Origin of the sequence: Microvirga guangxiensis, assembly GCF_900102135.1 — a bacterium.
GTDB lineage: Bacteria > Pseudomonadota > Alphaproteobacteria > Rhizobiales > Beijerinckiaceae > Microvirga > Microvirga guangxiensis.
The window spans coordinates 272,073-297,630 of sequence record NZ_FMVJ01000005.1 but is presented as its reverse complement, the minus strand read 5'-3'; the positions used below and the strand labels follow the sequence as shown (position 1 = coordinate 297,630).

The window sequence follows — 25,558 nt, the reverse complement described above, 5'->3', positions numbered from 1 at the left end:
AACAACTCCGGAAACTGAACTCTCAAGCCTTCTTGTCGAAGCCGAGCTGACGGGAAATCTGTTCGGCCGTCGCAACCGCGAGTGCAGCCAACGCCGGCAGCTTGTCATGCGTCACGCGATCCTTTGGTCCGGACACGCTGATCGCAGCGAAGACACGGCCCGCCGAATTGTAGATCGGAGCCGCCACGCATCGAATTCCCGGCTGGTGCTCGCCCTCGTCGATAGAATACCCCCGTTCGCGGGTGAGAGCGAGTTCCTCGCGGAGGCGGTCAGGATCCGTAATCGTCGTCGGTGTATAGGGAACGAGTCCGCTGCGAATGACTCTCTCGACCGCATACGCATCCTGGAAGGCCAGCGCTGCCTTTCCGACCCCGGTGCAATAGGACGGCGAGATGGACAGCGTCGTCGTCCAGTTCACGCTGTTGCCGCCCGGCTCGAGATGCTCGATGCTGACCATGTTAGTTCCATCGAACACGCACAGATGCGAGTTCTCGCCGGTTGCGCTCATCAACCGTTCAACAAAGTGCCTCGCCTCGCGGTACACGTCGATGTTCCCGAGGACGATGCTGCCTAGCTCGAACAGGCGGATTCCCATCCTGTAGCGGTCGCGCTCCTTGTCCTGCTCAAGGAGCTTCACTTCCCTCAGGCTGCTGACCAGCCGGTGGACGGTTGTCTTCGGCATACCGCAGCGAGCCGAAATCTCGCTCAGCGTCAGCGAGCGGTCATAGCGGGAGAAGCAGTCCAGCACCGCCATGAGCTTGTGCATCGATTTCAGGGAGCCACGATCGTTCGCCTGAACATCAGGGGCGGAAGCGCTCTTAGTTTCCTTGGTCTTAGTAGCCATAGTTCCTCGTGCACGACACAGCGTGTCGCAATCTTATGACGTGCTCCTATAGCGCGCCACATCCTGTACGGAAACATAATTCCGGGATTGACAACCGCAATACGGACCAATTACTCATGAATTCCGAAATACGGAATTAAGGTCCGGCAATGAGAAAACCGACTGATCCAGGCCGTGTGCTTTGTGTAGGCGTGGCCGTTCTCGACAATATGTTCGCCATCGATCACTTCCCTGCCGAGCCGACCAAAGTCTTCGCACGGGATTTTCGCCAAGTAGGCGGTGGGCCTGCCGCCAATGCGGCTGTGACCATTGCGCGTCTGGGTGGAGATGTTTCCCTCTGGGCCCGCGTTGGCGACGACGGCATCGGAGCCGGCGTCATTACCGAGCTCTCCCAGTATAATGTGAACACCTCCACGATCCGGCGCGTTCCCGATCGTCGCACAGGCGTTTCCGCCGTCATGGTGGATGGCAAGGGCGAGCGCTTCATCATCGCCTTCGCCGACCGCGAACTGGACACCGACCCTTCGTGGCTCCCCGGCGAGCTTCCAGAGAACATCGATACGATCCTCTGCGACGTGCGCTGGCCTGCAGCCTCGGAGAAGGTGATGCGCATGGCTCTCGAAAGAGGCATTCCGACCGTCCTCGATGCGGACCTGACGAACGACGATGCAGTCGAGCGGCTCATCGGCCTTGCCTCCCATGCCGTGTTCTCGGCCCCTGCCCTGCGCCGTCTGGCGGAAACCGACGACGTCGAAGGCGGCCTGCGTGCAGCACAAAGCCGGACGAAGGGCATTGTCTCCGTCACCCTGGGCGCCGATGGCTTCGCATGGCTCGAGCGCGGCGAAGTCCGCCGGGTTCGGGCTTTCCCGGTCAAAGCGGTGGACACGCTTGCAGCAGGGGACGTCTTTCACGGCGCCTTCGCCCTCGCGTTGGCCGAAGGTTGCTCCACTGAAGATGCAGGCCGCTTCGCAGGAGCTGCGGCGGCCTTGAAGTGCACGCGATGGGGCGGCCGAGCCGGCATCCCGACCCGCGAAGAACTCGACGAGTTCATGACTGAGAAAGCCTGATCCTCAGGCCGCACCAAACAAACCCGATCCAAACCACACGAGAATAAAATGACCGAGAAGGAAACGCTTACCCAGAAACTCCGCTCCGGCAAGCCGACCTTCGGCATGACGATGTACAGCGGCTCGAATGTCGCCATCGAGGTTGCCGGAAATTGGGGCCTGGACTTCGCCTTCATCGACGCGGAGCACACGGCGGTCAACATCGATACCCATATGGAGAAGCTCATCCTCTCCGCGAAGCTCTCAGGCATCGCGCCGCTGGTGCGGACGCGAGGCACCATCGAATGGGACATTCGCAAATCCCTTGAGCTTGGTGCGGCAGGCGTCATCATTCCGCAGGTCAATACCGCCGAGCAAGCCAAAGCCATCGTGCGCGCCGCCAAGTTCCCGCCGCTCGGCAGGCGTGGCGGCGATGCATCGGTCCGCTCGGCCGGCTTCGCGGGACCGAACTTCAAGTGGTCGACCTATACGCAGGGCGCGAACGAGGAAACCCTTGTCATACCGATGGCGGAGAGCTTCGAGTTCTTCGACAACATCGATGCCATTCTCGATGTCGAAGGGATCGACGTCATCAATTTCGGCCCTGCCGATTACTCGCTCTCCAGGCTCATCCCGATCGACTACTCCATGTCGAACCAGGAAGTGAACGATAAGCTCGACGAGTTGATCGAGAAGTGTCACGCCCGCGGCATCAAGGTCATGGCGCCCTGCATTCCGCCAACGCCTGAAAACGCGCTCAAACTCGCCGAGAAGGGCGTGGACATGATCATTCTCGGAAACGACGTGATGTTCCTGAACCAAGGATGCCAGCGCGCCAGCGAGGCCATGAAGGCCGTCAACGGCTGACGCGGACACCGTCGAATATTCTGCGGCAATCGCTATTCCGGGCGTCTGCCGCCTGCATGAAGGAAGACTGATGAAGATCTCAGCAGGGAAGCTCCGCGGCATGCGGAGGCTCGCCGACAATGATGGACGCTTCAAGATGGTCGCCGTCGACCAGCGTCCGCCGATGCTCAAAGCATTGGCCCCGAAACTGGCGCCGCGCGAGCCTGGATATGAGGATCTCGCCAAGGCGAAAGCAGCGCTCGCCAAAAAACTCTTGCCGCTCGGCTCGGCATTGCTGATCGATCCCGATTACGGGTTCAGCGAGGCGGAAGCCGTGATCCAACCCAGCAAGGGACTTCTGATCACGCTCGAGGATTTCAACTTCTCCGAGACGTCGGAAGGTCGCAAGACGAGCCTCATGAAGAACTGGAGCGTCGGCAAGATCAAGCGCATGGGCGCCGATGGCGTCAAGCTCCTGCTCTGGTACCGTCCCGATGCGACGCAGGATGTCGTCACGCATCAGAAGAATCTCGTGCGCGAGGTCGGCGATGCCTGCCGCAAGTACGACATCCCCTTCCTGCTCGAACTTCTCGTTTATCCGTTCAAGGGCTCGCAAGGGCACACCACGGATTATACGGAGAACAAAGAGAAGTATCCCGAACTCGTGCTGCAGAGCCTGAGAGATTTCGCAAGCCCGGAATACGGGGTCGACATCTACAAGCTCGAAAGCCCGGTCGTCGCGTCGGCCCTTCCCGATCCGGACGTGGACAGCCCGGAGACCCGCGAGGCTCAGGCGCTGTTCAACCAGATCTCCCAGATCATCGACAAGCCGTGGGTGATGCTGAGCGCAGGCGCAAGCATGGAAGTCTTCCGCCGCGTCCTGACCTTCGCCTATCGCGCCGGAGCCAATGGCTACCTGGCCGGCCGCGCGATCTGGTGGCCGTCGTTCGATGCTTATCCCGACGTTGCAGCCATGGAACGGCAGCTCGACGATGAGGCGACCCGCTATATGAACGAGATCAACGCCCTCACCGTGTCTCTCGCCAAGCCGTGGAGCGAGGCTCCCGGCATAGCAGGCAATGTCGAACTGGTAGCAGCCGGTCATTCCTTCCCGAGTGACTACGCCGCTTTCGAAGACACGCATCGATAAGGAGTTTTGAAGAGATGCTAGACGATTTGAAGGGCAAGCGCGTTCTTGTCACCGGATCGAGCACGGGGATGGGCGCAGCAGTCGCCAAAGCCTTCGCTGCCCGTGGGGCGCGCGTCATCGTGCATTACAATGCGAGTGTGGGCGAAGCCGAGGCTGTCGTGCGCGACATCAAGGACACTGGCGGCGAGGCTTATGCCCTCCAGGCCGACGTCTCACGCTCCGCAGCGGCGGCTCAACTGGTGGAAGACACGGTTGCCAAGCTCGGTGGGCTCGATGTCCTGATCAATAATGCCGGCGCGATGATCAAGCGTTCGCCGTTGCAGGAGATCGATGACGAGCTGTACGACCGGGTTCTGGACACCAACATCCGCTCCGTCGTCATGACCTCGAAAGCCGCCCTGCCCTATCTCAGCAAAGCCGATGGCGGCGGCGTGATCATCAACATGAGCTCCATCGCAGCGCGCAATGGCGGCGGACCGGGCGCAGGCCTTTATGCGGGCGCGAAAGCCTTCGTGCTCAACATCACACGGAACATGGCCAAGGAGCTTGCTCCCAGTAACATCCGCGTGAACGGTGTCTCCCCGGGCGTCATCATGACTCCATTCCATGAGCGCTTCTCGAGCCCCGAGTGGATCGAGGCGCAGCGCAAGACGATTCCCATGGCACGGATCGGCACTCCAGAAGACGCCGTCGGCGTGTTCCTCTTCCTCGCGAGCAACGCGATGAGCGGCTATATCAATGGCCAGACGATCGAGCTGAACGGCGGACAATATATGCCGTAAGGCATAAATGCCTCCTGAAAGCTCGCCTCAAAGGCGGGCTTTTTTCATGGCGATGTGAGGGCTTCCGAGCCCGATTCCGGTCCGGGAAGCCCAGGGCTGGAGGCCATCTGTACAGAGAAAAGTCCTTCGTCAGCAGCCCTCCTCATCCCTGTTTTGAAAGAACCCTGCCTGACAAGCGCCACCCCTGGAAGCTATAGTTCGCGACGAGGCCACGCCAGGGAGGATGTCATGCACAAACGCACCTTCGAAGCCGTCGCGCTTCTACTCGTCGCAGGAGGTCTCCTCGTCTGGGGCCTGGGGCGTCACCCGGCCCACATTGCTCAAGTTCGCGAGCAGGGAAAAATGGCGGTATCGGAGTTGCGGAGGGGCTCCGTTCACGAGCAGCTAGCGGATCCGCTCGATCTTTTCCAAGTGTCTCTTGCCGAGGCTTCCCCAGCCAATGTGCAGGTACGCCGCACCGTCTACGTACCAGCCTACTCGACCATACGCATCACGAGCGGCCGTTCGCGCGTCGATCTCGCGACCACATTGAGCATCCACAATACCTCCAGGGATAAGCCGCTCGTCCTGGAGCGGGTCGATTATCACAATACCGATGGAGGCCTGATCCAGACCTATCTGGACGAGCCCGTGGCTCTCAAGCCGCTCGGCACCATCGAGATGTTCATCGCAGGCGAGGACCGCAGGGCCGGAATGGGAGCCAACTTCATGGTCGACTGGGCGGCGGACGGACCGATCAGCGAACCCGTCATCGAAGCCGTGATGATCGGCACGCAGGGAACGGCGACCTACTCCTTCGTCAGCCATGGCCGCCCCCTACGGATTGTCCAGCCTCAGTAAGCATGGCCTTGCGAAAGCCTTTCGCTGCCTTCTGAATATCAAAGGCCAGCGGGCAGGATCGGAGCGGCAAGGACACAGATCCGGATCCGCTATCGTCCCTTGGCTTAGGCGGGAGGATGTGTCCTGCTATCCTCGAATTCCCTGCCCTAGTCCGAAACTGCTGACCCTGACATTTTAATAAGGAGGGGTGATTGCACTCCAGGTCCGCATCTCTCAGCATCGTCTGACATTATTTTTATTGGATCCTGCCCTTGCATCTAAGCACTTAGTTCAACCATATTGGGCGACATAAGCCCTAAAAAGCCGGAGTTTCGCTCACGCTCCCACCCGGAAGGAGACAACCTCATCCATGTCCAGCGGCATGCCTCTTCTGGCCATCGTCGTCCTTCCCTTCATCGGGAGCCTTGTCGCGACCTTCCTGCGTCAAGATGCACGAAACGGCGCTGCCTTCCTTGCTGGGACGATCGCGTTCTGCGGCGCTGTCCTGACGGCCGCCCAATATCCAGCGGTTGGAAATGGCAGGGTTCTACATGCCGGGATCGAGTGGATACCAAGCCTTGGTCTGAACTTCACATTGCGAATGGACGGCTACACGTGGCTGTTCACCATGCTGGTAACGGGAATCGGTTTTCTGGTAGCGCTCTACGCCCGCTACTACATGTCACCTGCCGATCCAGTGCCGCGCTTCTTTGCGTTCCTGCTTGCATTCATGGGGGCCATGCTTGGCATCGTGCTCTCGGGCAACCTGATCCAGCTCGTCTTCTTCTGGGAACTGACCAGCCTCTTCTCGTTCCTGCTCATCGGCTACTGGCATCACAACGCCAGCGCGCGCGACGGCGCTCGCATGGCGCTGACAGTCACGGCCACGGGCGGGTTGTGCCTGCTCGTGGGTGTCCTGCTGATCGGGCACATCGTCGGCAGCTATGATCTCGATAAGGTCCTTGCCTCCGGGGATCTCGTTCGGGGCAGCGATCTTTACCTGCCGACGCTGATCCTCGTCCTGCTCGGCGCCCTGACCAAGAGCGCCCAATTCCCCTTCCACTTCTGGCTGCCGCACGCCATGGCCGCGCCCACACCGGTATCGGCCTATCTCCACTCGGCCACCATGGTGAAGGCCGGCGTGTTCCTGCTCACCCTGCTCTGGCCCGTGCTCTCCGGTACGGAGGCGTGGTTCTACATCGTGGTGTCGGCAGGTCTCTGCACCCTCCTTCTGGGTTCCTACGCAGCCATTTTCCAGCAGGACCTCAAAGGCCTTCTGGCTTATTCCACCATCAGCCACCTGGGCCTGATCACGCTTCTGCTCGGACTCGGCAGCCCGCTCGCCGCCGTGGCGGCGATCTTCCACACGATCAACCATGCGACCTTCAAGGCCTCGCTCTTCATGGCAGCCGGCATCATCGACCATGAGTCCGGCACCCGCGACATCCGGCGCTTGAGCGGGCTGTTCCGGTACATGCCGATCACCGCCACTCTGGCGATGGTCGCGGCGGCCGCCATGGCCGGCGTGCCCCTGCTCAACGGCTTCCTGTCCAAGGAGATGTTCTTCGCCGAGGCAGCGGCCTTCCATGTGGATTCTCTTCTCGACCAGTCGCTGCCCTACTTCGCCATGCTGTTCAGCGCCTTCAGCGTGACCTATTCCCTGCGCTTCATTCACGGCGTGTTCTTTGGTCCTCCCGCGAAGGACCTGCCGCGTATACCGCACGAACCGCCGCACTGGATGCGTTTCCCCATTGAGCTTCTCGTGCTCGTGTGCCTGCTCGTCGGCATCCTTCCGGCGATGACCATCAAGCCCTTCCTCTCGGCCGCCGTCCATGCGGTTCTCGGGCCAGAGACGCCTTACTACAGCCTTGCCGTATGGCATGGCTTCAACGAACCCCTGCTCATGAGCCTGATTGCGCTGACTGGCGGCATCATCCTGTATTGGCTCTTGCAAGGATATCTCGCCAAGGGGATCGAAGGCCCTCCTCTGATGCGTCGCCTCAAGGGCCAGCGGATCTTCGAGCGCCTGCTCGTCGAGCTGTCATGGCGATGGGCGCGCTCGCTCGAACGTCTGTTGGGCACTCAACGGCTTCAACCGCAATTGCGGCTCCTGGTGGCCTTCGCAGTGGTCGCGTCGCTTTGGCCCCTCTACCGCCAAGGCCTCGAGGCAGGTTCCCGCCCGGCCACGGCCTTAGACCCGGCCTTCCTCATGCTCTGGATCGTCGGCGGAATATGCGCCATCGGAGCGGCCTACCAGGCCAAATTCCACCGCCTCGCCGCCATGGTCCTGTTGGGTGGCGCGGGGCTCGTCACCTGCATCACCTTCGTGTGGTTCTCGGCTCCTGACCTCGCCATCACTCAGCTTCTCGTCGAGATCGTCACGACGGTGCTGATCCTGCTCGGCCTGCGCTGGCTGCCGAAGCGGATCGAGACCGCGGGCGAGGACGTCACCATGGGGACGCAGGCCCGGGTCCGACGAATGCGCGATCTGATGCTGGCTCTGGCCGCTGGCATCGGCATGTCGCTGATCGTCTACGCGATGCTCACGCGGCCTCTTCCGGATACGATCTCGCGCTACTTCATCGAGAATGCGTATTCTGAAGGCGGCGGGCGCAACGTCGTCAATGTGATCCTGGTGGACTTCCGCGGTTTCGACACCTTCGGCGAGATCGTGGTGCTCGCTGTTGTGGCGATCACGGTCTTTTCCCTGCTGCGCAGGTTCCGCCCTGCACCGGAAAGCGTCGATGCTCCGGAGCAGCAGCAGCTTCAGGATGCCTATGACACGGCTCGTCCGGATCGGGCCGTGGGCGATACGCTCGCCGATTATCTCACGATCCCCAGCGTGATCATGCAGTGGCTGTTCCCGGTGATCATCGTGGTTGCCATTTACCTCTTCCTGCGCGGCCACGACCTGCCGGGCGGAGGTTTCGCAGCCGGCGTGACCATGTCGATTGCGCTGATCCTTCAATACATGGCGGGCGGCACGCGCTGGATCGAGGCGCGGCTGCGAATCAGGCCGATCCGCTGGATGGGCCTCGGCCTCCTGTGTGCGGTCTCCACCGGAATAGGCGCCTGGGTGTTCGGCTATCCGTTCCTGACCTCTTATTTCCAGTATGTGGAGCTTCCTGCCATCGGCAAAGTACCCGCAGCCACTGCGCTCCTGTTCGACTTTGGCGTCTTTTCCGTTGTCGTCGGGGCCACGGTGCTCATCCTGATCGCCCTGGCGCACCAGTCGCTCCGTACCCCGCGCGCCGCGCGTCCTGGAATCCCCGCCCCGCCCCCCGTTGCGTTGAAGGAGGAAGCATGAACGAGCTCGTCTTCGCGGTCGCGGTCGGAATCCTCACCGCCTCAGGCGTGTGGCTCCTGCTGCGCCCGCGTACTTTCCAGGTCATCATCGGCCTGTCCCTGCTCTCCTACGCGGTGAACCTCTTCATCTTCGGCATGGGCCGATTGCAGGTTGGAGCGCCGCCCGTTCTGGAGAACGCCGAAGCCATCGATCCGGCGCTCTATGCCGACCCTCTCCCTCAAGCGCTGGTTCTCACGGCCATCGTCATCAACTTTGCCATGACGGCACTGTTCCTGGTCGTCCTGCTGGCCTCACGCGGCCTGACGGGAACGGACCACGTTGATGGCCGGGAGGATACATGATGGCCGGCGTGATCGACCATCTCATCATCGTACCGATCCTGCTGCCGCTCATCTCCGGCGCGGTGATGCTGCTTCTTGCAGAGCGCAGCCGCGCGCTCAAAGGCGGAATCGGAATTGCGACGACGCTTGTCCTACTGACCGTATCCGTTGGCCTGCTGCAACAGGCGGACGCGATGCCGGCGACATCCAGCGTTCGGACGTATCAGCTCGGCAACTGGCCCGCGCCTTTCGGAATCGTTCTGGTGCTGGATCGCCTCTCCGCCCTCATGCTGGTGCTGACGAGCGTGCTCGCCATCGCGGCGCTGCTGTACTCGCTCGCGCGCTGGCACCGAGTGGGACCCCGGTTCCACACGATCTTTCAGCTTCAGCTCATGGGTCTCAACGGCGCCTTTCTCACGGGCGACCTCTTCAATCTGTTCGTGTTCTTCGAGGTGTTGCTCGCCGCTTCCTATGGCCTCGTCCTGCATGGAGACGGAACGGCCCGGGTCAAGGCGGGACTTGCCTACATCGCCATCAATCTCACGGCATCGCTGCTCTTCCTGATAGGCGCCAGCCTGGCCTATGGGGTTACCGGGACGCTCAACATGGCGGATCTCGCCAATCGCATTCCCCACCTTGCTCCGGCGGATGCGGCCCTCTTTGCGGCGGCAGCGGCAATCCTCGGCACCGCCTTCCTGATGAAGGCCGGCGCATGGCCGCTCAATTTCTGGCTCCCGACCACCTATGCGGCAGCATCGGCCCCTGCGGCGGCTCTCTTCGCCATCATGAGCAAGGTCGGCGTCTACGTCATCCTGCGCCTGTGGATGCTGATGTTCAACGGGGATGCCGGATCGCTCGCCGGTTTCGGAGGAAATTGGCTGTTGTTCGGAGGCATGCTGAGCATCGCGTTCGGCACGATCGGCGTGCTGGCGTCACAATCTCTGCCGCGTCTCGCCGGCTACAGCGTGCTCGTGTCGTCCGGAACATTGATTGCCGCCATCGGCACCGGAAGCGGAGCCGTCATCGGCTCCGCCCTGTTCTATCTCATCAGCTCCACCTTGGGCATTGCGGCTCTTTTCCTCCTCGTCGAACTGGTCGAACGCATGCGCGATCCCGGCGCCGACGTTCTGGCCGTCACGATGGAGGCTTATGGCGAGAGTGACGACGACCCCGAGGAAGAGGTCGGCGTGGCGATTCCTGCGACCGTGGCCATTCTGGGCGGCAGCTTCATCGCCTGCGCCCTGCTTCTGGCAGGTCTGCCGCCCTTATCCGGCTTCGTCGCGAAATTCGGCATGATGGCGGCAATGCTGAAGATGGACGGCGCCTCGGTCCACGCCTCGACCTGGGCGCTGATCGGCCTCCTGACTGTGTCGGGCTTGGCCACGCTGATTGCCATGACGCGAACGGGGATCAGCTCCTTCTGGGCCCGCATGGACGAAAGCATTCCCCGCGTGCGCGTCATCGAGATGGCTCCGGTGGTGGGCCTTCTTCTTCTCTGCCTCGGCCTCACCATCGGCGGCGGCCCCGCCATGCGCTACATGGAAGCGACAACGCAATCCCTGCGCGCTCCGCAGGACTACACCACAGGTGTGCTGCAGGCGCCGAGGGCCGGTTCCCAGCGGGAGACGGCCCAATGAACTGGCTTCTCCCCTATCCCCTGCTGTCGGCAGCATTGCTCGCGTTATGGCTCCTGCTGAACCAGAGCATCTCGCCTGGTCATATCGTGCTCGGCTCTGTGATCGCCATTCTCGCATCCTGGGTTATGGCGGCCCTGCGACCCGAAAAGCCCCGCATCCGCAGACCTGGAGCAGCATTGCGCCTCGCAGGTATCGTGCTGTTCGACATCCTGCGCTCCAACATCGCCGTTGGGAGAATTATCGTGCGTTCGCGCGAGCCCGGCATGAATGCCGGCTTCCTGACGATCCCGCTCGATATGCGAAGCCATCAAGGACTGGCAGTGCTGTCGCTCATCATTACATCGACGCCAGGCACGATCTGGCTCGACTACGATGCCGCCAAAGGAACCCTTATGCTGCACGTGCTCGATCTGGTCGACGAGACTGTGTGGATCGAGACGATCAAGGGCCGCTACGAGCGGCTGCTGATGGAGATCTTCGAATGAGCCTGTCCATCCTGATGTGGTCGCTCGTCATCGCTCAGGTTCTGCTCGGCCTCGCGATGTGCTGCGCAACCTTCCGTCTCATCACGGGACCAAGAGCGCAGGACCGTATCCTCGGACTGGATACGCTTTATGTGAACGCGATGCTGATGCTTGTCTCGTTTGGCATTCGCACAGGCAGCACTCTTTATTTCGAGGCAGCGCTTATCATCGGCCTTCTCGGCTTTGTCGCGACCGTTGCGCTTGCAAAGTTTCTCATGCGCGGCGAGGTGATCGAATGACGACGTTGGGAGATTTTCCTGACTGGGCAGCATGGCTGGTCGCGTTGTGCGTGCTGGCGGGTTCTGCGGTCACCCTTATCGGATCGATCGGGCTTCTTCGCCTCGGCAACTTCTATGCGCGCGTACATGCCCCGACACTCGGCGCGACGTTCGGGATGGGGGCTATCCTGGTCGGATCGGCGCTCTTTTTCAGCGTGCTCGAAACCCGGCCAGTGGTGCATGAAATCCTGATCGCTGTCTTCGTCACATGCACAACGCCGGTGACGCTGATGCTGCTCGCCAGGGCTGCCCTTTATCGTGATCGCACGGAGGGCAGCAGCGACGTTCCGCCAGCCGATGCAGCGGAAAATCCGCTCCCGCCTCAGCAAGGATAAGCTCATCCGCTCGAAAAAGCGGATCGGTCTTAAGGCAAAGGCTTCCGAAGCCTCACCCCAGGCCCCGCCTCATCGGATGAGATCAGCAGCGCTCCGCCCTTTTCGAGGGCCGCTACGACCTGGGTTGCTGTCGCGGGATGGAGGTGATGGCGACCGTTCTCAAAATCACGGATTGTGCTGCGCGAGACGTCCGCCCGTTCGGCAAGCTCCTCCTGTGTCCAGTCGAGGAGACCGCGGGCAGCTCTGCATTGTTCCGGAGACAATAGCGACATTCGGCATGCTCTCGCAAAGGTAACACCAAGTCACCCAATATGGTTGAACTTAATGCGACCTCATATGTCGCGCAAGGATCGAATGAGCGCGCCTCCGTTTCTCGACAGCGCGCAAACAAAGACCGTACCCTCTTCACAATATTGTGCCGAAGGCACGGTCCGATGTTGGTAGAGGCTACCGGTTACTTATTCGATGACTTCGATCACACGGCGGGTTTCCGGTTCAACAAGTGCAATCTCATCGCCGATGACAACGTAGCGATAGGTACGCAGCTCCGGTACATCCGAGATAATGGTTTGCGGCACGTCGAGGATCTCGACTTCCTGCGGAAGCGTGACACCTTCGCGGATCTCGATCTTCGATGTGGAGGTCCGCGTCGAGCCAGTCGTCTCAACCGTCGTCTTGAACTTCTTGCGTTGTTCGCTGCTCAGGCTGATTGAAGCCGACTTGCGCGGGCTACCCGACTTGTGGATCACCTCGACGATCTTCTTGGTCCGAGGCTCGACGATCACGATCTCGTCACGCACCACCACATAGCTGTAGCCCCGGTACTGAGGAACGATCCGGATCACTTCCGCAGGCAGCGGAGCAAGGCGGACTTCTTCCGTGATCGTGGTGCCGACCGACACGTTGAAATTCACCTTCGTCACCGTATTGACGTTCGTGCTGCTGAACGCCTGCGTGACTTCCGTGCGCTTCTCGGTGTCCAGCTTCGCTACGGCATTGGTGGACGATCCGGTCGAGCCGCTCTGCTGGGCCGCGCTGTTCTGCTGAGCAGATGTGGCCGATTCCGATTGCGTGCTCTGCTGGGAGCTGCTTGTCGTCGACCGCTGCTGAGCAGTGCCGGACGTCTCGGAGGTGGAGGTGGAGGTGGAATCCGGCGCCCGTCTTTCCTGAGTGCCGCTGGCGGATTGCGATGTATTCTGCTGGGAGCGCATCGGGCTTTCAGAAGCGGTGCTTGTGCCCTGCGACTTTGCAGTCCCTGCCTCATCGGGGTTCTGACGCTGGGTCGAAGCGGCGTTCGAGGCATCCCGAGAAGACGAACCCTCACGCTGTTGCGGCTGAGCCTGCTGCCCCGATGATGCACCAGAAGACACGGTGGAGCTCTGGCTGCGACCGGGAGCAGCTTCCGATTGGCCGGGCACGGCCGAAGAAGCGCTTGGGCGATTCTGCCCCGGCGCGCTTTCGGACTTTCCAGGAGTTTCCGAGGACGTGGCGGGAGGTTTGATTTGCCCGGGCGCAGTTTCGGACGACCCAGGTGATTGCGTTTGGGCGATCACAGGAGCAGCGCCTAGAGACAGCGCTACCACAGCAGCCGTCGAAAGCAGGATATTGCGCATTGATGGCTCTCCTAGAATGTCATGCAGTCAGATATGAAATTATGTGAACCGGCGCGCTTCAGCTGCATCTCTGCGGCGGCGTTGTCAGGAACGCGCAGACAGCTGGCGACTTCAAAGCGCACGGATCTCTTGATGGCCGGCAACAGACCCACGTGGGCGGCCTTTCCAGGCCGCCCTTCCGTGCATCCGGATCGCTTGAGTATTAGCGAATGACCTGAACGATCTTGCGCGTGCTGGGCTCAACCAGAACCGGCGTATCGTTCACCACCGTGTAACGGTAGCCCTTCACGTTATACTGAGCCGGGACCTCGTGATAGACGACGCCCGATTCAGGGAGGACAGCGCCGACGCGGACTTCTTCCTTATAGGTGTAGGAAGGGACGCTCTGCGTCGTGACGTACTGACGGAACTCAGGCTTCTGCTGGTCGGCGATGCCGCCCACGATTGCGCCCGTCACGCCACCGACTGCGGCTCCGACCGGACCACCTACGATAGCGCCGCCCACGGCGCCGGTTGCAGCGCCTGCAGCCGCGCCGCCCGATTGCGCGAATGCGGCAGCAGGTGCGAGGGTTGCGAGAAGGGCGCTAGTCACAAGGATCTTCTTGTACATTTGAGGCTCCTGAAGTTGTTCCGGATCGAACATCCGTTGCCCAGCAAACGCGCACCGCCCGGTGTAGTTTCAAACTTTTTGGAGTTCAGCCACAGTTTTATGAAGCATTCAGCTACATGAACGAAGCCTAAATGCACAATTGCCTATAAAGGCTCAAACAACGCGTCAATATAGGCACATAAGTGGCATGCGGACGGGTTCTACGGCGGATCAACGCATATAGACAGAGAAGGCCCAGCTAAAAACGCTCCATGGAAGCGATAATTTTCAGCGTAGGGGAATAAGCGCCGCTTCCCATTCGTTCTCGAGTGGGCGTATCAGTGGTGGCTGGCAGTTATGCGTGTTCCCTGTCATTTACTTCTCATGAGTCTCGTGCTTGGCGGCTCCACATTGGGGGCGCATCTCGACTTTCATGCAGCATCCGGCAGAGATTCAGGCAGCATAGCTTTTGAAGCCGTCACAGCGAGTGCTCGCCAAAGCTCACTGTCGCCCATCGTACGCCTCTTAGGCATCTCGAATGGAGAGCCTATGTCAGTCGATTCCATATCTATTGATCAGGCTGAGCTTACTGAAATTCCCGGGCACAAATCGTACCGCTATGCAGTCGTTGGCGATCAGCGCTTCATTGTCGATGCTGCGTCACACGTGATCATTTACACCTTGAATTGAAGGGTTTTCTTAGTCCTAACCGCTTGTTCAAGGCCTCACCTTCAAGCCTCTTTTACGTGGAGGCCGCACGCTCCTGACGGCTAATGAATGTTTTCTGTACCGCCTGAGAACAGCGAGCGCGGCAGCAGGCATATCGAAGGCTCAGGATACCTTGCTGGATGCCCTCCTGGCAGCACAAGAAGCAGCTAATGCCAAGGCTCAGCCATGGCTACCCGAGTGCATGGGGAGGGAATGCTTGGTCAATTGAGAGGACCTGAAGAACGCAGGCTTTGGCGGCGCGGTACTTGCATAAGAGTTATCGCTATCGGATCCCACGCCCTGGCTTATTAAGCCGAGCCGCGCATTCCCTTGAACGTCGAAGGGGATGCGCGGCTTCCTTGTGGCATGATCAAACGCTTGCCAAGAGAAGGCTTATTCCGATGAACGCAGACACGGATGCCGTGAATGCGATAGAGGCCTTTTGAAGAGACATCGGAGCCACGCCCGATACTTCGGTGGGCACCTCAATAATGTCGCTCGACTGTGTATTTCTCATCATCAATATCCTATTTGAGGATTTCCTGACGATAAAACACATCAAAGCAATCAAAGTTCATCAATAATTACTTTATCTTTAAATATAAAATAGAATTATACTGATTGAACAAAATAAAATCTATTAGCGGTCGAATATAGCAATCCGAGCCATAGGAAATTCGTATAAATCCGAAACTATAGCTGTTCTTCAACTATCAGACGACCATGAGAGAGCTATCGGATCCCTGACTTCCTCCGAAACCAAAACCTGGAATCGGTTGACAACCTCAAGGCTTGCCAGATGAGCATTTTGCTCTCGCATCAACACCTGAAGCAGATCCAGGCGCTGGGAGAGATCTTTCCGCATAGCCGCGTTTTCGGAGGCAAGAAGCTCGACAATAGCCGCAAGCACACTCTCCAAGCCATTGAGACGGGCTCGATAGGTTTCCTTCCATTCGAATTCTGACTCGGCGTTCATCATGAATTCTCCGTCGACGCACGAGAACGGATGCGGGATGCTGTTTATTCCGCTTCCTGAGAAAAATTTTCACCAATCGCACCCTCGCATCTTTACTGTTCAGGTCCGGGGGCAAAAATCTTCCATAAGCGGGAATAAACTTCGCCTGATCACCGTTCTTCGGTGGATCCGGCATCGAGAGAGGGTGTATGGCGGCGATCGGGCATGAGTTGGTAAGTCTCTTACCGCGGCTTAGGCGGTTTGCCTTGGCCTTGACCCGGTCTCCTTCCCTTGCCGACGATATGGTGCAGAGCGCCTGCGAGAAAGCACTTCTCAATGCCGAGCAGTGGACTCCGGGCACTCGTCTGGATGCCTGGGTTTTCCGCATTCTGCACAATGCCTGGATCGATCACTTACGTCAGCACAAGGCCGACGTAATTCTGGACGATGTGCGAAACCACGAAGATCGCCTCATGGACCATAGCCACGGTGAACACGAAGTCATCAGCAAGCTCACGTTGACCGATGTTCAGCGTGCGATAGCGGAGCTGCCGACCGAACAAAGAGAAGTCCTCGTCCTCGTTTGCGTGGAAGATCTCGCCTATCGGGAAGCCGCTGAGATTCTGGGAGTTCCTGTTGGCACCGTCATGAGCCGATTGGCTCGTGCGCGGAAACGCATTTTCGAGGCAACCCATGCCGCCTGAGAAGACAAACCGAAGAGAGAGGGGGAAGCGTTGTCACAGGTCCATTTAACTGACGAAATCCTCATGGCCTTTGCCGATGGCGAGCTCGACGAAACCGTCAGACGTGTCGTTGAACAAGCTATGGCTAAGGATGCTCAAATCGGTTGGCGGATCGCGGCATACATCGAGAGCCGGCGCTTGGTTCAAACCGCCCTGTCCTCTGAGGACCATCTCGCTGTGCCTCCCGCTCTGCACTCCGCAATCATCCGGCAGGTGCTGGCTGTCGAAGGAGCGAGATTGAAGAGCGTCGAGACAGCAGCGGCAGCCAAGCCTGCAGTGAACCAGTCAACAGCCCCTTCCAGTTCATACTTCTCGCGCAACACGATGCGCCTGGCGGCTTCCTTGGCTGTCCTTGCAATCGGGACGGCTGCCTTCTTCGCAGGGCAGTGGATGAAGAACGATCATGAGCCTGCGGATCAATCCTTGATCGCCCGCTTGAACAGCGTGCCCGTCAAGGAGACGCTCAGCACGGCCGCCTCCGGCCAGCAGCATGGCCTTGGCGCGGCTCAGCTTCGGATCGTGGCGACATACAGATCCGACAATGGGGCGATTTGTCGGGAGTTCATCCTCCAGGATGCATCAGGCAAGGCAAACGCCGTGGCCTGTCGCTCGAACACCGACTGGAACATCACATTCGCCTTGCTCGAGCCTGCCCAGACCTCCAGCTACGCCCCGGCTGATGGAAGCGATCTCATGGGTTCTTACTTGCAGAGCATGAAAGCAGGAGACCCGCTGGAGCCTCCGGCAGAGAAAGAAATTCTGTCCAGGTTATCCAAGTAAAGCCGAGAGCCTTCGACGCAGACACGCCTTGTCAGGGAACGCCCATATCGAGCGCATGCTGGGATTGCGCAACAGGTTGCTCATCATTTGGCAACATGCATAGGCGCGACATCTGGATGAGGCCATAGCCGTATGTCGTGTCGCGTCCAGGCTCGCCGAGATCCTGTGCGCTCTCCTCCAAACGCGCCCGGACTTGCGCGACATCCATTCCGGGATCATGCGCCCGGGCCAAGGCGGCAGCGGCTGTGATGTAAGGTACCGCGTAGGATGTGCCGCTGCGGACAGCGACCGTTTCAGTGGCAGATGCCGTTCTGATGCCGACGCCGGGAGCGGCCAGATCCACATATGGCCCGCGTGTCGCACGCGAATAAACCTTGCGCTGATGATCAACCGCAGTGACGGCGATGACGCCTTCATAGGCCGCAGGATAGGACGGCTCGGCGCCGGGGCCATTGTTGCCTGCGGCGGCGATAATAATGATGCCCTTTTTCTGCGCAGCTTGAATGGCTTGCTTGAGCACGTTGTTCGGCGGCCCGGACAGGCTCATGTTGATGATCCGCACCTGACGTTCGGCAAGAGCTTCAAGGGCCTTCACAAGCGCCACCACGTCAGTCCGGTCACGTCCTCCGCCATCATTCGAAAAAGCATCGACCGACACAATCTTGACCTTCGGCAGCAGCCCGGGAATTCCGCTATCGCTGCGTCCTGCAAGAAGTGCGGCAATCGCCGTTCCATGGTCGGGCTGGGAGGTGCGAGCTCCCTCCTTTGCAATCTCGACCACATCGATCGATTGCCCCTTCAAAGCCCGATGATTGAGATCGACGGCCGTATCGATCAATCCAATTTCGGGAATTGCCGCGCATTGATCTGCCGCCATCGGATTCCAATCGACGAGCGCGGCCATCTCACAGGTCTGTCCCTCGCACGCTGATGGTCCCTCGTCCGTGTAGTAGTAGTGATCGAGATCGGTGGCAGCGGCGGCATCAACCGTACGGACGACCCTCTGTGCTTTTGCAAGAGACATCCCCCGAGGAACACTGAGCCGCACCACGCTCGCGATCGATCCTTTGGTTAAACTTTCGCCCCGAATGCCCTGCGCTGCCAACCGCTCCAGTTGTGCGGGCGACAATCCCGCTGCGACGATGGAGCGAGGTGCGTAGCGCGGCTTCGAAAGGCGTTTTTGACTGGCAGCGCGCTCGGCTGAAGCTTGAGCTTTCCGGCTAGAAGTCCTGGCGCTTGCTTCTTTGGACCCTGCACGGCTTTTACCTGCTTGGGCCTTGCCTGCTCTGCTGCGCGATGATGCAGCCTTCGCGCCCCGCTGTGGCGAGTTCACCCTGGCTGGTGCCGGCGCGGCTCGCGTGTCGACTGGGCGGAACCTCTCTGCAATGGCGCCGAAGAGAGCCGACAAGCCATGAGGCGCTACGGAGTTGGACGCGGCCTTGGAGTTCTTCGATGCGGATGCGCTCTGGGTAGATCCATTGCCGCCAGAACCGGCATTGGAAGCGCCGCCACGCCCCTTGCCGCCGCCATTCGAAGAAGCACCGCCCGAGTTTCCAGCCGCCTGCCCTTGACCGCCCCCGGAATTGCCACGGCCGGAATTACTGCCCGGACTGCTACCATTATTGCCTTGGCTCCCACCATTGGCATTGCTTGCGCCTCCGCGATTGCCACCGGCACCGCCATTGCCTTGGCCATTCCCGTTAGAACCTGCGCTGCTGGAGCCCCCTCCTCGACCGGAATTACCGTTGCCGTTGCCGTTTCCACCTCCAGCGTTCCCGCTATTCCCGGCGTTCCCTCCATTTCCGCTATTGCCCGCGTTACCGCCGTTTCCTCCCTTGCCGCCATTCCCACCGTTGCCATTACCACCGTTACCGTTGCCGCCGTTTCCTCCGTTCCCCCCCTTGGCAAAGGCAGGGCTATCCACCAAGCCAAGCCAATTGGCGGACGTCAGATCGAGCTGAAACTGCACAGGACATGCAATAACGAAGCAGGAAAGAAGAATGGGCGTGGAGAATTGCCGTGGAAGCATGCTGGCCATGACTTTGATCGACAAAGGATCGTAGATAACGGCCTCGCTCCGCGTTGGTTTCTAAAATAGACCGGGCAAGGAGGACGAATCGGCGCTGCGAAAGCAACCGCATGCTCGTGGCACTCGGCATATCGAAATTCATGCCTCTGCCTTACCCTATCTCAAGTCGATCGGCACGAAGGCTGCGATTGCCCCTTCGATCTTGACCAATCCTCAGGCCGGGGGCTTCGAAGGGACGCGCGATAACCGATGACCGTGTCTTACTCGCGAGCGAGTGCTGCTCACTGGAAGAGCTTCATCAGCAAAGACATCATTCGGCTGAAGGGCCAAACAAAGTCAAAATTTGGAGATATTGGAAAAATTTGGTGGGTGATGTAGGGCTCGAACCTACGACCCGCTGATTAAGAGTCAGCTGCTCTACCAACTGAGCTAATCACCCGTCCCAAACGTTTTCAGCGGCGCGGTTTCCGCTGAAGAGGCCGTGCGTGTAACAAACCGTACGGCCCCTGTCTAGCCCATTTGGAGAGGTTTTTTCCTTAAGCTGCGGATTTCGATTTCGACCGATGGTAGCTGCCGTCACCCTGTGTCAAAACCCGGTCCTCAGGCTGGATCTCTCCGGGCTTGATCTCTCCCTGCCCTTCCAGCTCCTTCCACAAGGGGATCAGGCGGTCGATGTCGAGGCTGGGCCAGGCTTCGACCCCATCGAGCACGAAGTAGGTCTCCTGGTAATCGTCGATCCGGTAAAGAGTGCGCATGACACGGCCGAGATCGAAGGCGACCCGGTTAGGGGATGGGCTCTCGAGCGCGAAGATCGTCTCGCCTGGTGACGAGGCGATGCCTGCCCCGACGATGCGCATGCCGTCAGGCGTCTGCGCGAGGCTGAATTCCACCGTGTACCAGTAAAGCCGCGCCAGGTACTTCAGCGCCCCGTGCTCGGCGGCCACAAGGCCTGCCTTGCCGTAGGATTCGAGATAATCCGCATAGATCGGCTGCATGATCAGCGGCACATGGCCGAACACGTCATGGAAGATGTCCGGTTCCTCGATATAGTCGAGCTGCTCCGGCTTGCGGATCCAGAAGCCCGCGGGAAACTGGCGGTTCGCCAGCATGCGGAAGAAGGCAAGGTCCGGGATGAGACCCGGCACCGCGACAACTTCCCAGCCGGTCGCCGCCTTGAGGCGTTGGTTCATCACGCGAAAATCGGGGATGCCCTCGTCGCCGATACCGAGATGGTCGAGACCTTCCAGGAACTGGTCGGCGATGCGGCCTTGCAGGAGCTCCCGCTGGCGCTTGGCCAGAATGCTCCAGGTGGCATGATCGGCCTCGGTGTAGTTCTCGAAGCCCTGATCACGCATGTAATCGCGCGGATCGTCGCTGCCGGTGGCGGTGTTCATGGCGTTTCCTCCGTCTTTATTGTGACGTTAGGATAGCACTCTCATTGGGTCATTTTCCGCCGAAAGTCGCCTGGATTAGCGCCGGAGCCGTCATAAAATGACCTGGGGGCCGCAATCCATGAGGCATAGATGAAACGCCACCTGTCTCCTTCAGACCGTCGAATTCTGCGGGCCATTCAGGGGGATGGACGCATTCCAAACTCTACCTTGGCAGAGAAGGTCGGCCTTGCCGCCTCCCCCTGCCTGCGACGACTGAAGGCGCTGGAGGAAGACGGCATCATCGAAGGCTACAGGGCCATGGTGAACCGCAAGGCCGTCGGCTTCGAGGTGGAGGCTTTCGTTTTCATCAAGCTCGAGCAATCGGAGCCCGGCTGGCGCACACGCCTCGTGGAGCGGCTAAAGGGCTATGAGGAGGTCATCGCCTGCCATGCGCTTGCCGGCGAGGTGGATATCATCGTCCATGCGGTGGCCCGCGACATCGAGAGCTTCGGCGAGTTCACTATGAACCGCCTGCTCACCCTACCCGGTGTGGCGGATGTGCGCTCGAGCTTCGTGCTCTCAACGATCAAGCCGCCAAGTCCGATTCCGGTATCGGATTAGGCAGAAGTTACGCCACCTCCAGCTGCACGTGGGACTTCTCTAATACCCTCCATTTCACTGTCCTCATCTTGAGGAGCTGGCTCATGAAACGCCGTCTTAACCCTCCTCCCCCTTGTGGGGAGGAGTTGGAGGTGGGGGTGTAAGCGCCACTGCTCCAAGACGTGACGCCGACACCCCCACCCTGGCCCTCCCCGCAAGAGGGAGGGAAATCTGCGCCATACCTTGTGATGGGCGAGACACTCCGAGAACAGGGACAAAGGGAAGGGAGATCAGGTTTGTGTGCTAAAGCAAAAATGCCCGGCGCAAGGCCGGGCATCTTGATTGCGAGCTGCGTGAAAGATCACTCGGCAGCGTGCTGCGCGTGCAGTCTTGCGCCTCGGCTCATCAGCTTGTTGAGCGCACCGAGATAGGCCTGCGCGGACGCAACGAGCGTGTCGGGATCGGCGGCGCGTGCCGTCACGCTGCGGCCGTCGGCGGAGAGGCGCACCGACACTTCGGCCTGTGCATCCGTGCCTTCCGTCACCGCATGCACCTGGTAGAGCTCCAGCACGGCCTCGTGCGGCACCAGCGCCTTGATGGCGTTGAAGGTCGCATCCACCGGCCCGTTGCCTTCCTGCTCCTCGATCACCGTGTTGCTGTCCACCTGCAGGCGCATGGTAGCGCGCTGCGGACCGCGTGTGCCGGCGACGATGGAGAGAGAAACCAGCTTGATGCGGTCATGGGCGGTGGCGATGTTCTGATCGACCAGCGCCTCAATGTCCTCATCGTAGACGTGCTTCTTGCGGTCGGCCAGATCCTTGAATCGCTCGAACGCATCCTGGAACTGGTTGTCGGAGAGGCTGTAGCCCAACTCCTCCAGCTTGTTGCGGAAGGCTGCGCGGCCCGAATGCTTGCCCATGACCAGCGATGTCTTCGACACGCCGACGCTTTCCGGCGTCATGATCTCATAGGTCTGCGCGTTCTTCAGCATACCGTCCTGGTGGATGCCGCTTTCATGCGCGAAGGCGTTCCGGCCCACGATGGCCTTGTTGTACTGCACCGGGAACGAAGTGGCCGCGGAAGCGAGCTTCGATGCACGCGTCAGCATGGTGGCTTCGATGCCCGTCTCGTAGGGCAGCACGTCGCCGCGCGTCTTGATCGCCATCACGACCTCTTCCAAAGCCGCGTTGCCCGCGCGCTCGCCGATGCCGTTGAGGGTGCACTCGATCTGACGCGCGCCACCTTCCAACGCTGCGAGCGAGTTCGCGACGGCGAGGCCCAGATCGTTGTGGCAGTGAGCGGAGAAGATCGCCTTGTCCGCATTCGGCACGCGCTCGCGCACGGCGCGGAACATGGCGCGGTATTCATCCGGCGTCGCATAGCCCACCGTGTCCGGCAGGTTGATGGTGGTGGCGCCTGACTTGATGGCGGCTTCCACGCAGCGGCACAGGTAATCGATGGGCGTGCGCGTGGCGTCCATGGCCGACCACTCAATGTCCTCGATCAGGTTGCGCGCCTGCGTGACAGTGGCCGTGATGATCTCCAGCACCTCTTCCTCGGTCTTGCGCATCTGGTGCTGCAAGTGGATCGGCGAGGTGGAGACGAAGGTGTGAATGCGCGGCTTCTTGGCGTGGCGCACGGCTTCGCCTGCGCGGGCGATATCCGCCGAGATGGCGCGGGCGAGACCGGCGACAGTCGCGTTCTTCACCTGCTGCGCGATGAGCGACACAGCCTCGAAATCGCCATTGGAGGCAATGGGGAAGCCCGCCTCGATGATGTCGACGCCCATGGCGTCGAGCAGGGCAGCGACATCGAGCTTTTCTTCGAGCGTCATGGTCGCGCCGGGGCATTGCTCGCCGTCACGCAGGGTGGTGTCGAAAATCAGTACGCGGTCTTTGGAGGCGGTCATCGTGTCGGTCCTTCTCGGGAGAAGCGCCATTGAGGTGTTCGTATGCCGGGCGCTCGGAGGTTGTTCTTGAAGCCTTCTGTTCCCCTGAGAGTCCAGGCACCGATGCCCAGACGACCCTCAGGGGCGGCTAAGGAGAAGGAGGCCAAGGAGGAGCGCGCGGTCGGCCGCGGAAGCGGTACCGTTCTTGCCAGCGCTGTGGGAGCCGATTGCCATCGCTGCCCATTCCTCCAAAAGCCGCGGCTCAAGCCCGCGAACAACGGCACAGTTGTAACGGGCGAGGCTTCGAATGGCAAGCGGTTGAAACAAACGAAAAGTCCAAGCTCGGCGATTGTATCCGAAAGTTCCTTTGAGCCGAGGCTCTGGCCAGCCGCCGAAATGCTCTAGATCAGAGCAAGCCTGGCTTTTACCCAGCCGCATAACCCAAGAAGAGGTATCCTGAATGAAGAATGCGATCCGCGGCCTTTGCCTGACCGGTCTTGTGGCCCTGCCGCTTGCCGCCTGCAACCAGACGGCTTCCGGCCCTGCCAGCACGAATGTCACGCCCTCGAGCTTCCAGATGCCGGGCGGATCAGGCTGTCAGGGTGAGATCGCCCGCTACCGGGCGGTCATGAGCAACGACCTCGCCATGGGCCATGTAGGCCAGAGTGTCTACAACCGGGTCGACCGGGAGATCGGCCAGGCCGAGGCTGCCTGCGCCGCCGGGCGCGATGCGGAGGCACAGCGCATGATCCGGGCCACGAAGGCGCGTCATGGCTATGTGTGAGTGAAGACCCATTCGAAAAAGGACTGCAGGAAGAGAGGCATCATCTCGGCATCGATGTCGTCCACGCTGCGGACGATCCGCACATCCTGCAGTTCAGGCTCGGATTCCTTGGCGATGTTGGCGCGGATCAAGGCCGCGCCTTCCTCCGCCGTCATCGGCATGGTGACCATGCGCAGCAGCGCGATCGTCGGCCAGCGCTGGACGATGATCCACTCATCGTCCACGTGAAACTCGCCGTCCCGAAGGCCCGTTTCCTCGATCAGCTCACGGGTCAGGCTTTCCGCAAGATCGACGGTGCCATCGGGCCTGAGATCGGCGAGGTCGGGCGTTCCCGCAGGAAAGTAGATACGCCCCGCATTCGCCGTATGCGCGGACATGACACCGCAGATGAAAGCGCCGTCCGAACCGCGCAGAGCTCCCATGGCGAAGCCGTTGGCGATGCTCTTGTCCGGATAGCCGCTGTCGATCCAGGCAATGAAATCCGCGTAGTCCGTTTCGAAATAGGTGGTGCGGCAGAGGCCCTGCTCGAACTTCAGGTCGTTGAGCAGCAGGACGCGACCATTGAACATCTTCGGCGTATCCGCCGTACGACGCTTCCAGTTCGTCTCGATGAAGGTGCGGTTCGCCTCGGCCCATTCCCATTTCATGGGCACGGATTTCGCTTCGACGCGCGATACGCGTGTGATGAGAATGTCCGATGTCACGCGACGATCTCGCCGCGCATGACCATGACGGCGAAGCCGCCGATCTCGGCGGACACGAGCGCGCCGTTCTTGATCGTCATCTGCAAGGCGATTTCGCTCGGGCGCCCCATCTCGACACCCTGCTCGATGATGATGTTGTGCTCACCATCGCCCAGAGGCTCGCATTGCATGAGGGCGCCGGCGAACGTGGCCGCGGCGGAGCCCGTCGCGGGATCTTCGAGGATGCCCATTCCCGGCCCGAACATGCGTGCCCGGAAGCGAAGGCCTTCGGCCTGCGGCACACGCGTATAGACATAGGCCGACGGATGGTTACTGTCGCCGAAAGTCTTGTCGAAGGCCTCGCCCTTCGGATAGGCGCGCGCCAGAGCATCGAGGGATGCGACGGGCACGAGATCGTAATCGACGCCTGCCGAGTGACGACTCGGCACGTGACGGTCGAAACCGATTTCCGTCGGATCGAGGCCGAGCGCCCAAGCGCAATCGGTGCTTTCCTTGCCCTCGCCCCAGGACGAGGGCAGACGCGGCAGGCGAAAGCGCGCCATGCCGCTCAGCTCGTCCTTCACCTCAACCACGCAAGGCACGATGCCGACCTTTTCCTTCAGGCCGAAGGCAACGGCGCCGGGCTGTCCGCTCTGGTCCAACAGCGCGAGAAGCACCGCCGTCCCCACGGTCGGGTGGCCTGCGAAGGGAAGCTCGCGGCCCGGCGTGAAAATGCGGATATCGGCCCTCTGGTGAGAATCCTCGGGCGGGAATACGAAGACCGTCTCGGAGAGGTTGAACTCCTTCGCGATGGTCTGCATGCGCGCGTCGTCGAGACCTTCCGCATCCAGAACGACGGCCAGGGGATTTCCGGTGAAGCGCTCGGACGTGAAGACGTCGAGGGTGATGAAGCGACGGGCCATAC

Annotated in this window: 27 protein-coding genes and 1 tRNA gene; 17 read left to right on the top strand and 11 right to left on the bottom strand. The window is 60.4% G+C overall.

Annotation, left to right across the window (positions count from 1 at the left end; all coding sequences use genetic code 11):
- Window positions 1-22: 22 nt before the first annotated feature.
- Window positions 23-844 (bottom strand): IclR family transcriptional regulator, encoded by an 822-nt coding sequence (locus BLP10_RS10250; RefSeq protein ID WP_091133984.1) that lies wholly within the window; start codon window positions 842-844, stop codon window positions 23-25.
- A gap of 149 nt (window positions 845-993) precedes the next feature.
- Between BLP10_RS10250 and BLP10_RS10245 the strand changes: the two genes are divergently transcribed.
- The 11 genes from BLP10_RS10245 to mnhG all read left to right on the top strand — a co-directional run bounded on the left by BLP10_RS10245 (window position 994) and on the right by mnhG (window position 11,888).
- Window positions 994-1,911, top strand: a complete 918-nt coding sequence (locus BLP10_RS10245; protein ID WP_091133982.1) for a PfkB family carbohydrate kinase — start codon at window positions 994-996, stop codon at window positions 1,909-1,911.
- 48 nt (window positions 1,912-1,959) lie between these two features.
- A complete protein-coding gene (locus tag BLP10_RS10240) occupies window positions 1,960-2,757 on the top strand; it encodes an HpcH/HpaI aldolase family protein (protein WP_091133980.1) in 798 nt (265 codons plus the stop codon).
- A gap of 70 nt (window positions 2,758-2,827) precedes the next feature.
- Window positions 2,828-3,886: a tagatose 1,6-diphosphate aldolase gene (locus BLP10_RS10235; protein WP_091133978.1), complete on the top strand. Its 1,059-nt coding sequence runs from the start codon at window positions 2,828-2,830 to the stop codon at window positions 3,884-3,886.
- 14 nt (window positions 3,887-3,900) lie between these two features.
- Window positions 3,901-4,668: an SDR family NAD(P)-dependent oxidoreductase gene (locus BLP10_RS10230; RefSeq protein ID WP_091133976.1), complete on the top strand. Its 768-nt coding sequence runs from the start codon at window positions 3,901-3,903 to the stop codon at window positions 4,666-4,668.
- Between the two features lie 228 nt (window positions 4,669-4,896).
- Complete coding sequence (locus BLP10_RS10225; protein ID WP_244510472.1) at window positions 4,897-5,508, top strand: DUF3124 domain-containing protein; 612 nt, start codon at window positions 4,897-4,899, stop codon at window positions 5,506-5,508.
- A 349-nt stretch (window positions 5,509-5,857) separates the two neighbouring features.
- Window positions 5,858-8,794 carry a monovalent cation/H+ antiporter subunit A gene (locus BLP10_RS10220; protein ID WP_091133974.1) on the top strand — a complete coding sequence of 979 codons (2,937 nt, stop codon included), beginning with the start codon at window positions 5,858-5,860 and terminating at the stop codon, window positions 8,792-8,794.
- On the top strand, window positions 8,791-9,135 hold the full coding sequence (locus BLP10_RS10215) for a Na+/H+ antiporter subunit C (RefSeq protein ID WP_091133971.1): 345 nt from the start codon (window positions 8,791-8,793) through the stop codon (window positions 9,133-9,135). The genes BLP10_RS10220 and BLP10_RS10215 overlap by 4 nt, the downstream gene beginning before the upstream one ends.
- Window positions 9,135-10,751 carry a monovalent cation/H+ antiporter subunit D gene (locus BLP10_RS10210; protein ID WP_091133969.1) on the top strand — a complete coding sequence of 539 codons (1,617 nt, stop codon included), beginning with the start codon at window positions 9,135-9,137 and terminating at the stop codon, window positions 10,749-10,751. The genes BLP10_RS10215 and BLP10_RS10210 overlap by 1 nt, the downstream gene beginning before the upstream one ends.
- On the top strand, window positions 10,748-11,236 hold the full coding sequence (locus tag BLP10_RS10205; RefSeq protein WP_091133967.1) for a Na+/H+ antiporter subunit E: 489 nt from the start codon (window positions 10,748-10,750) through the stop codon (window positions 11,234-11,236). Before BLP10_RS10210 ends, BLP10_RS10205 begins: the two co-directional genes overlap by 4 nt.
- Window positions 11,233-11,514, top strand: a complete 282-nt coding sequence (locus BLP10_RS10200; RefSeq protein ID WP_091133964.1) for a K+/H+ antiporter subunit F — start codon at window positions 11,233-11,235, stop codon at window positions 11,512-11,514. Before BLP10_RS10205 ends, BLP10_RS10200 begins: the two co-directional genes overlap by 4 nt.
- Window positions 11,511-11,888 (top strand): monovalent cation/H(+) antiporter subunit G, encoded by a 378-nt coding sequence (mnhG, locus tag BLP10_RS10195; protein ID WP_091133962.1) that lies wholly within the window; start codon window positions 11,511-11,513, stop codon window positions 11,886-11,888. The genes BLP10_RS10200 and mnhG overlap by 4 nt, the downstream gene beginning before the upstream one ends.
- Window positions 11,889-11,917: 29 nt before the next feature.
- Here mnhG and BLP10_RS10190 read toward each other — a convergent pair whose 3' ends face one another.
- The 3 genes from BLP10_RS10190 to BLP10_RS10180 form a co-directional block, all read right to left on the bottom strand.
- Complete coding sequence (locus BLP10_RS10190; protein WP_091133960.1) at window positions 11,918-12,160, bottom strand: helix-turn-helix transcriptional regulator; 243 nt, start codon at window positions 12,158-12,160, stop codon at window positions 11,918-11,920.
- A 186-nt stretch (window positions 12,161-12,346) separates the two neighbouring features.
- Window positions 12,347-13,258 (bottom strand): DUF1236 domain-containing protein, encoded by a 912-nt coding sequence (locus BLP10_RS10185; RefSeq protein ID WP_175493861.1) that lies wholly within the window; start codon window positions 13,256-13,258, stop codon window positions 12,347-12,349.
- A gap of 445 nt (window positions 13,259-13,703) precedes the next feature.
- Window positions 13,704-14,111, bottom strand: a complete 408-nt coding sequence (locus tag BLP10_RS10180) for a DUF1236 domain-containing protein (protein WP_091134313.1) — start codon at window positions 14,109-14,111, stop codon at window positions 13,704-13,706.
- A gap of 528 nt (window positions 14,112-14,639) precedes the next feature.
- Here BLP10_RS10180 and BLP10_RS23160 point away from each other — a divergent pair.
- Window positions 14,640-14,780, top strand: coding sequence for a hypothetical protein (locus tag BLP10_RS23160; protein ID WP_175493860.1), 141 nt, complete (start codon window positions 14,640-14,642; stop codon window positions 14,778-14,780).
- A 724-nt stretch (window positions 14,781-15,504) separates the two neighbouring features.
- Here BLP10_RS23160 and BLP10_RS22815 read toward each other — a convergent pair.
- Complete coding sequence (locus tag BLP10_RS22815; RefSeq protein ID WP_139165464.1) at window positions 15,505-15,777, bottom strand: hypothetical protein; 273 nt, start codon at window positions 15,775-15,777, stop codon at window positions 15,505-15,507.
- Window positions 15,778-15,962: 185 nt separating this feature from the next.
- On the opposite strand from BLP10_RS22815, the gene BLP10_RS10175 reads away from it, so the two are divergent.
- A complete protein-coding gene (locus BLP10_RS10175; protein WP_091133957.1) occupies window positions 15,963-16,457 on the top strand; it encodes an RNA polymerase sigma factor in 495 nt (164 codons plus the stop codon).
- Between the two features lie 63 nt (window positions 16,458-16,520).
- Window positions 16,521-17,276: an anti-sigma factor family protein gene (locus BLP10_RS10170; RefSeq protein WP_091133955.1), complete on the top strand. Its 756-nt coding sequence runs from the start codon at window positions 16,521-16,523 to the stop codon at window positions 17,274-17,276.
- 31 nt (window positions 17,277-17,307) lie between these two features.
- Here BLP10_RS10170 and BLP10_RS10165 read toward each other — a convergent pair whose 3' ends face one another.
- A complete protein-coding gene (locus tag BLP10_RS10165) occupies window positions 17,308-18,300 on the bottom strand; it encodes a S8 family serine peptidase (protein WP_091133953.1) in 993 nt (330 codons plus the stop codon).
- Window positions 18,301-18,843: 543 nt separating this feature from the next.
- Here BLP10_RS10165 and BLP10_RS22810 point away from each other — a divergent pair.
- Window positions 18,844-19,374 (top strand): hypothetical protein, encoded by a 531-nt coding sequence (locus BLP10_RS22810; protein WP_139165463.1) that lies wholly within the window; start codon window positions 18,844-18,846, stop codon window positions 19,372-19,374.
- A 294-nt stretch (window positions 19,375-19,668) separates the two neighbouring features.
- On the opposite strand, the gene BLP10_RS10155 is transcribed toward BLP10_RS22810, so the two are convergent.
- Window positions 19,669-19,744 (bottom strand) — tRNA-Lys (locus tag BLP10_RS10155).
- 97 nt (window positions 19,745-19,841) lie between these two features.
- Entirely contained in the window at window positions 19,842-20,699 is an 858-nt protein-coding gene (gene phhA / locus BLP10_RS10150; protein ID WP_091133949.1) for a phenylalanine 4-monooxygenase, read from the bottom strand.
- Between the two features lie 129 nt (window positions 20,700-20,828).
- Here phhA and BLP10_RS10145 point away from each other — a divergent pair, with 129 nt between their 5' ends.
- Entirely contained in the window at window positions 20,829-21,299 is a 471-nt protein-coding gene (locus BLP10_RS10145) for an Lrp/AsnC family transcriptional regulator (protein WP_091133947.1), read from the top strand.
- 340 nt (window positions 21,300-21,639) lie between these two features.
- On the opposite strand, the gene BLP10_RS10140 is transcribed toward BLP10_RS10145, so the two are convergent.
- Window positions 21,640-23,187 carry a 2-isopropylmalate synthase gene (locus tag BLP10_RS10140; protein ID WP_091134311.1) on the bottom strand — a complete coding sequence of 516 codons (1,548 nt, stop codon included), beginning with the start codon at window positions 23,185-23,187 and terminating at the stop codon, window positions 21,640-21,642.
- Window positions 23,188-23,626: 439 nt separating this feature from the next.
- Here BLP10_RS10140 and BLP10_RS10130 point away from each other — a divergent pair, with 439 nt between their 5' ends.
- A complete protein-coding gene (locus BLP10_RS10130; RefSeq protein ID WP_091133943.1) occupies window positions 23,627-23,950 on the top strand; it encodes a hypothetical protein in 324 nt (107 codons plus the stop codon).
- Here BLP10_RS10130 and BLP10_RS10125 read toward each other — a convergent pair.
- Together BLP10_RS10125 and BLP10_RS10120 are read right to left on the bottom strand one after the other, a co-directional pair.
- Window positions 23,941-24,654 (bottom strand): hypothetical protein, encoded by a 714-nt coding sequence (locus BLP10_RS10125; protein ID WP_091133941.1) that lies wholly within the window; start codon window positions 24,652-24,654, stop codon window positions 23,941-23,943. The genes BLP10_RS10130 and BLP10_RS10125 overlap by 10 nt on opposite strands.
- Window positions 24,651-25,556 carry a PhzF family phenazine biosynthesis protein gene (locus BLP10_RS10120; RefSeq protein ID WP_091133939.1) on the bottom strand — a complete coding sequence of 302 codons (906 nt, stop codon included), beginning with the start codon at window positions 25,554-25,556 and terminating at the stop codon, window positions 24,651-24,653. Before BLP10_RS10120 ends, BLP10_RS10125 begins: the two co-directional genes overlap by 4 nt.
- Between the last annotated feature and the right edge of the window lie 2 nt (window positions 25,557-25,558).

Coding starts and splice junctions, on each gene's coding strand:
- BLP10_RS10250 (WP_091133984.1), bottom strand. CDS start 844: ATGGCTACTAAGACCAAGGAAACTAAGAGCGCTTCCGCCCCTGATGTT.
- BLP10_RS10245 (WP_091133982.1), top strand. CDS start 994: ATGAGAAAACCGACTGATCCAGGCCGTGTGCTTTGTGTAGGCGTGGCC.
- BLP10_RS10240 (WP_091133980.1), top strand. CDS start 1,960: ATGACCGAGAAGGAAACGCTTACCCAGAAACTCCGCTCCGGCAAGCCG.
- BLP10_RS10235 (WP_091133978.1), top strand. CDS start 2,828: ATGAAGATCTCAGCAGGGAAGCTCCGCGGCATGCGGAGGCTCGCCGAC.
- BLP10_RS10230 (WP_091133976.1), top strand. CDS start 3,901: ATGCTAGACGATTTGAAGGGCAAGCGCGTTCTTGTCACCGGATCGAGC.
- BLP10_RS10225 (WP_244510472.1), top strand. CDS start 4,897: ATGCACAAACGCACCTTCGAAGCCGTCGCGCTTCTACTCGTCGCAGGA.
- BLP10_RS10220 (WP_091133974.1), top strand. CDS start 5,858: ATGTCCAGCGGCATGCCTCTTCTGGCCATCGTCGTCCTTCCCTTCATC.
- BLP10_RS10215 (WP_091133971.1), top strand. CDS start 8,791: ATGAACGAGCTCGTCTTCGCGGTCGCGGTCGGAATCCTCACCGCCTCA.
- BLP10_RS10210 (WP_091133969.1), top strand. CDS start 9,135: ATGGCCGGCGTGATCGACCATCTCATCATCGTACCGATCCTGCTGCCG.
- BLP10_RS10205 (WP_091133967.1), top strand. CDS start 10,748: ATGAACTGGCTTCTCCCCTATCCCCTGCTGTCGGCAGCATTGCTCGCG.
- BLP10_RS10200 (WP_091133964.1), top strand. CDS start 11,233: ATGAGCCTGTCCATCCTGATGTGGTCGCTCGTCATCGCTCAGGTTCTG.
- mnhG (WP_091133962.1), top strand. CDS start 11,511: ATGACGACGTTGGGAGATTTTCCTGACTGGGCAGCATGGCTGGTCGCG.
- BLP10_RS10190 (WP_091133960.1), bottom strand. CDS start 12,160: ATGTCGCTATTGTCTCCGGAACAATGCAGAGCTGCCCGCGGTCTCCTC.
- BLP10_RS10180 (WP_091134313.1), bottom strand. CDS start 14,111: ATGTACAAGAAGATCCTTGTGACTAGCGCCCTTCTCGCAACCCTCGCA.
- BLP10_RS23160 (WP_175493860.1), top strand. CDS start 14,640: ATGTCAGTCGATTCCATATCTATTGATCAGGCTGAGCTTACTGAAATT.
- BLP10_RS22815 (WP_139165464.1), bottom strand. CDS start 15,777: ATGATGAACGCCGAGTCAGAATTCGAATGGAAGGAAACCTATCGAGCC.
- BLP10_RS10175 (WP_091133957.1), top strand. CDS start 15,963: ATGGCGGCGATCGGGCATGAGTTGGTAAGTCTCTTACCGCGGCTTAGG.
- BLP10_RS10170 (WP_091133955.1), top strand. CDS start 16,521: ATGGCCTTTGCCGATGGCGAGCTCGACGAAACCGTCAGACGTGTCGTT.
- BLP10_RS10165 (WP_091133953.1), bottom strand. CDS start 18,300: ATGTCTCTTGCAAAAGCACAGAGGGTCGTCCGTACGGTTGATGCCGCC.
- phhA (WP_091133949.1), bottom strand. CDS start 20,699: ATGAACACCGCCACCGGCAGCGACGATCCGCGCGATTACATGCGTGAT.
- BLP10_RS10145 (WP_091133947.1), top strand. CDS start 20,829: ATGAAACGCCACCTGTCTCCTTCAGACCGTCGAATTCTGCGGGCCATT.
- BLP10_RS10140 (WP_091134311.1), bottom strand. CDS start 23,187: ATGACCGCCTCCAAAGACCGCGTACTGATTTTCGACACCACCCTGCGT.
- BLP10_RS10130 (WP_091133943.1), top strand. CDS start 23,627: ATGAAGAATGCGATCCGCGGCCTTTGCCTGACCGGTCTTGTGGCCCTG.
- BLP10_RS10120 (WP_091133939.1), bottom strand. CDS start 25,556: ATGGCCCGTCGCTTCATCACCCTCGACGTCTTCACGTCCGAGCGCTTC.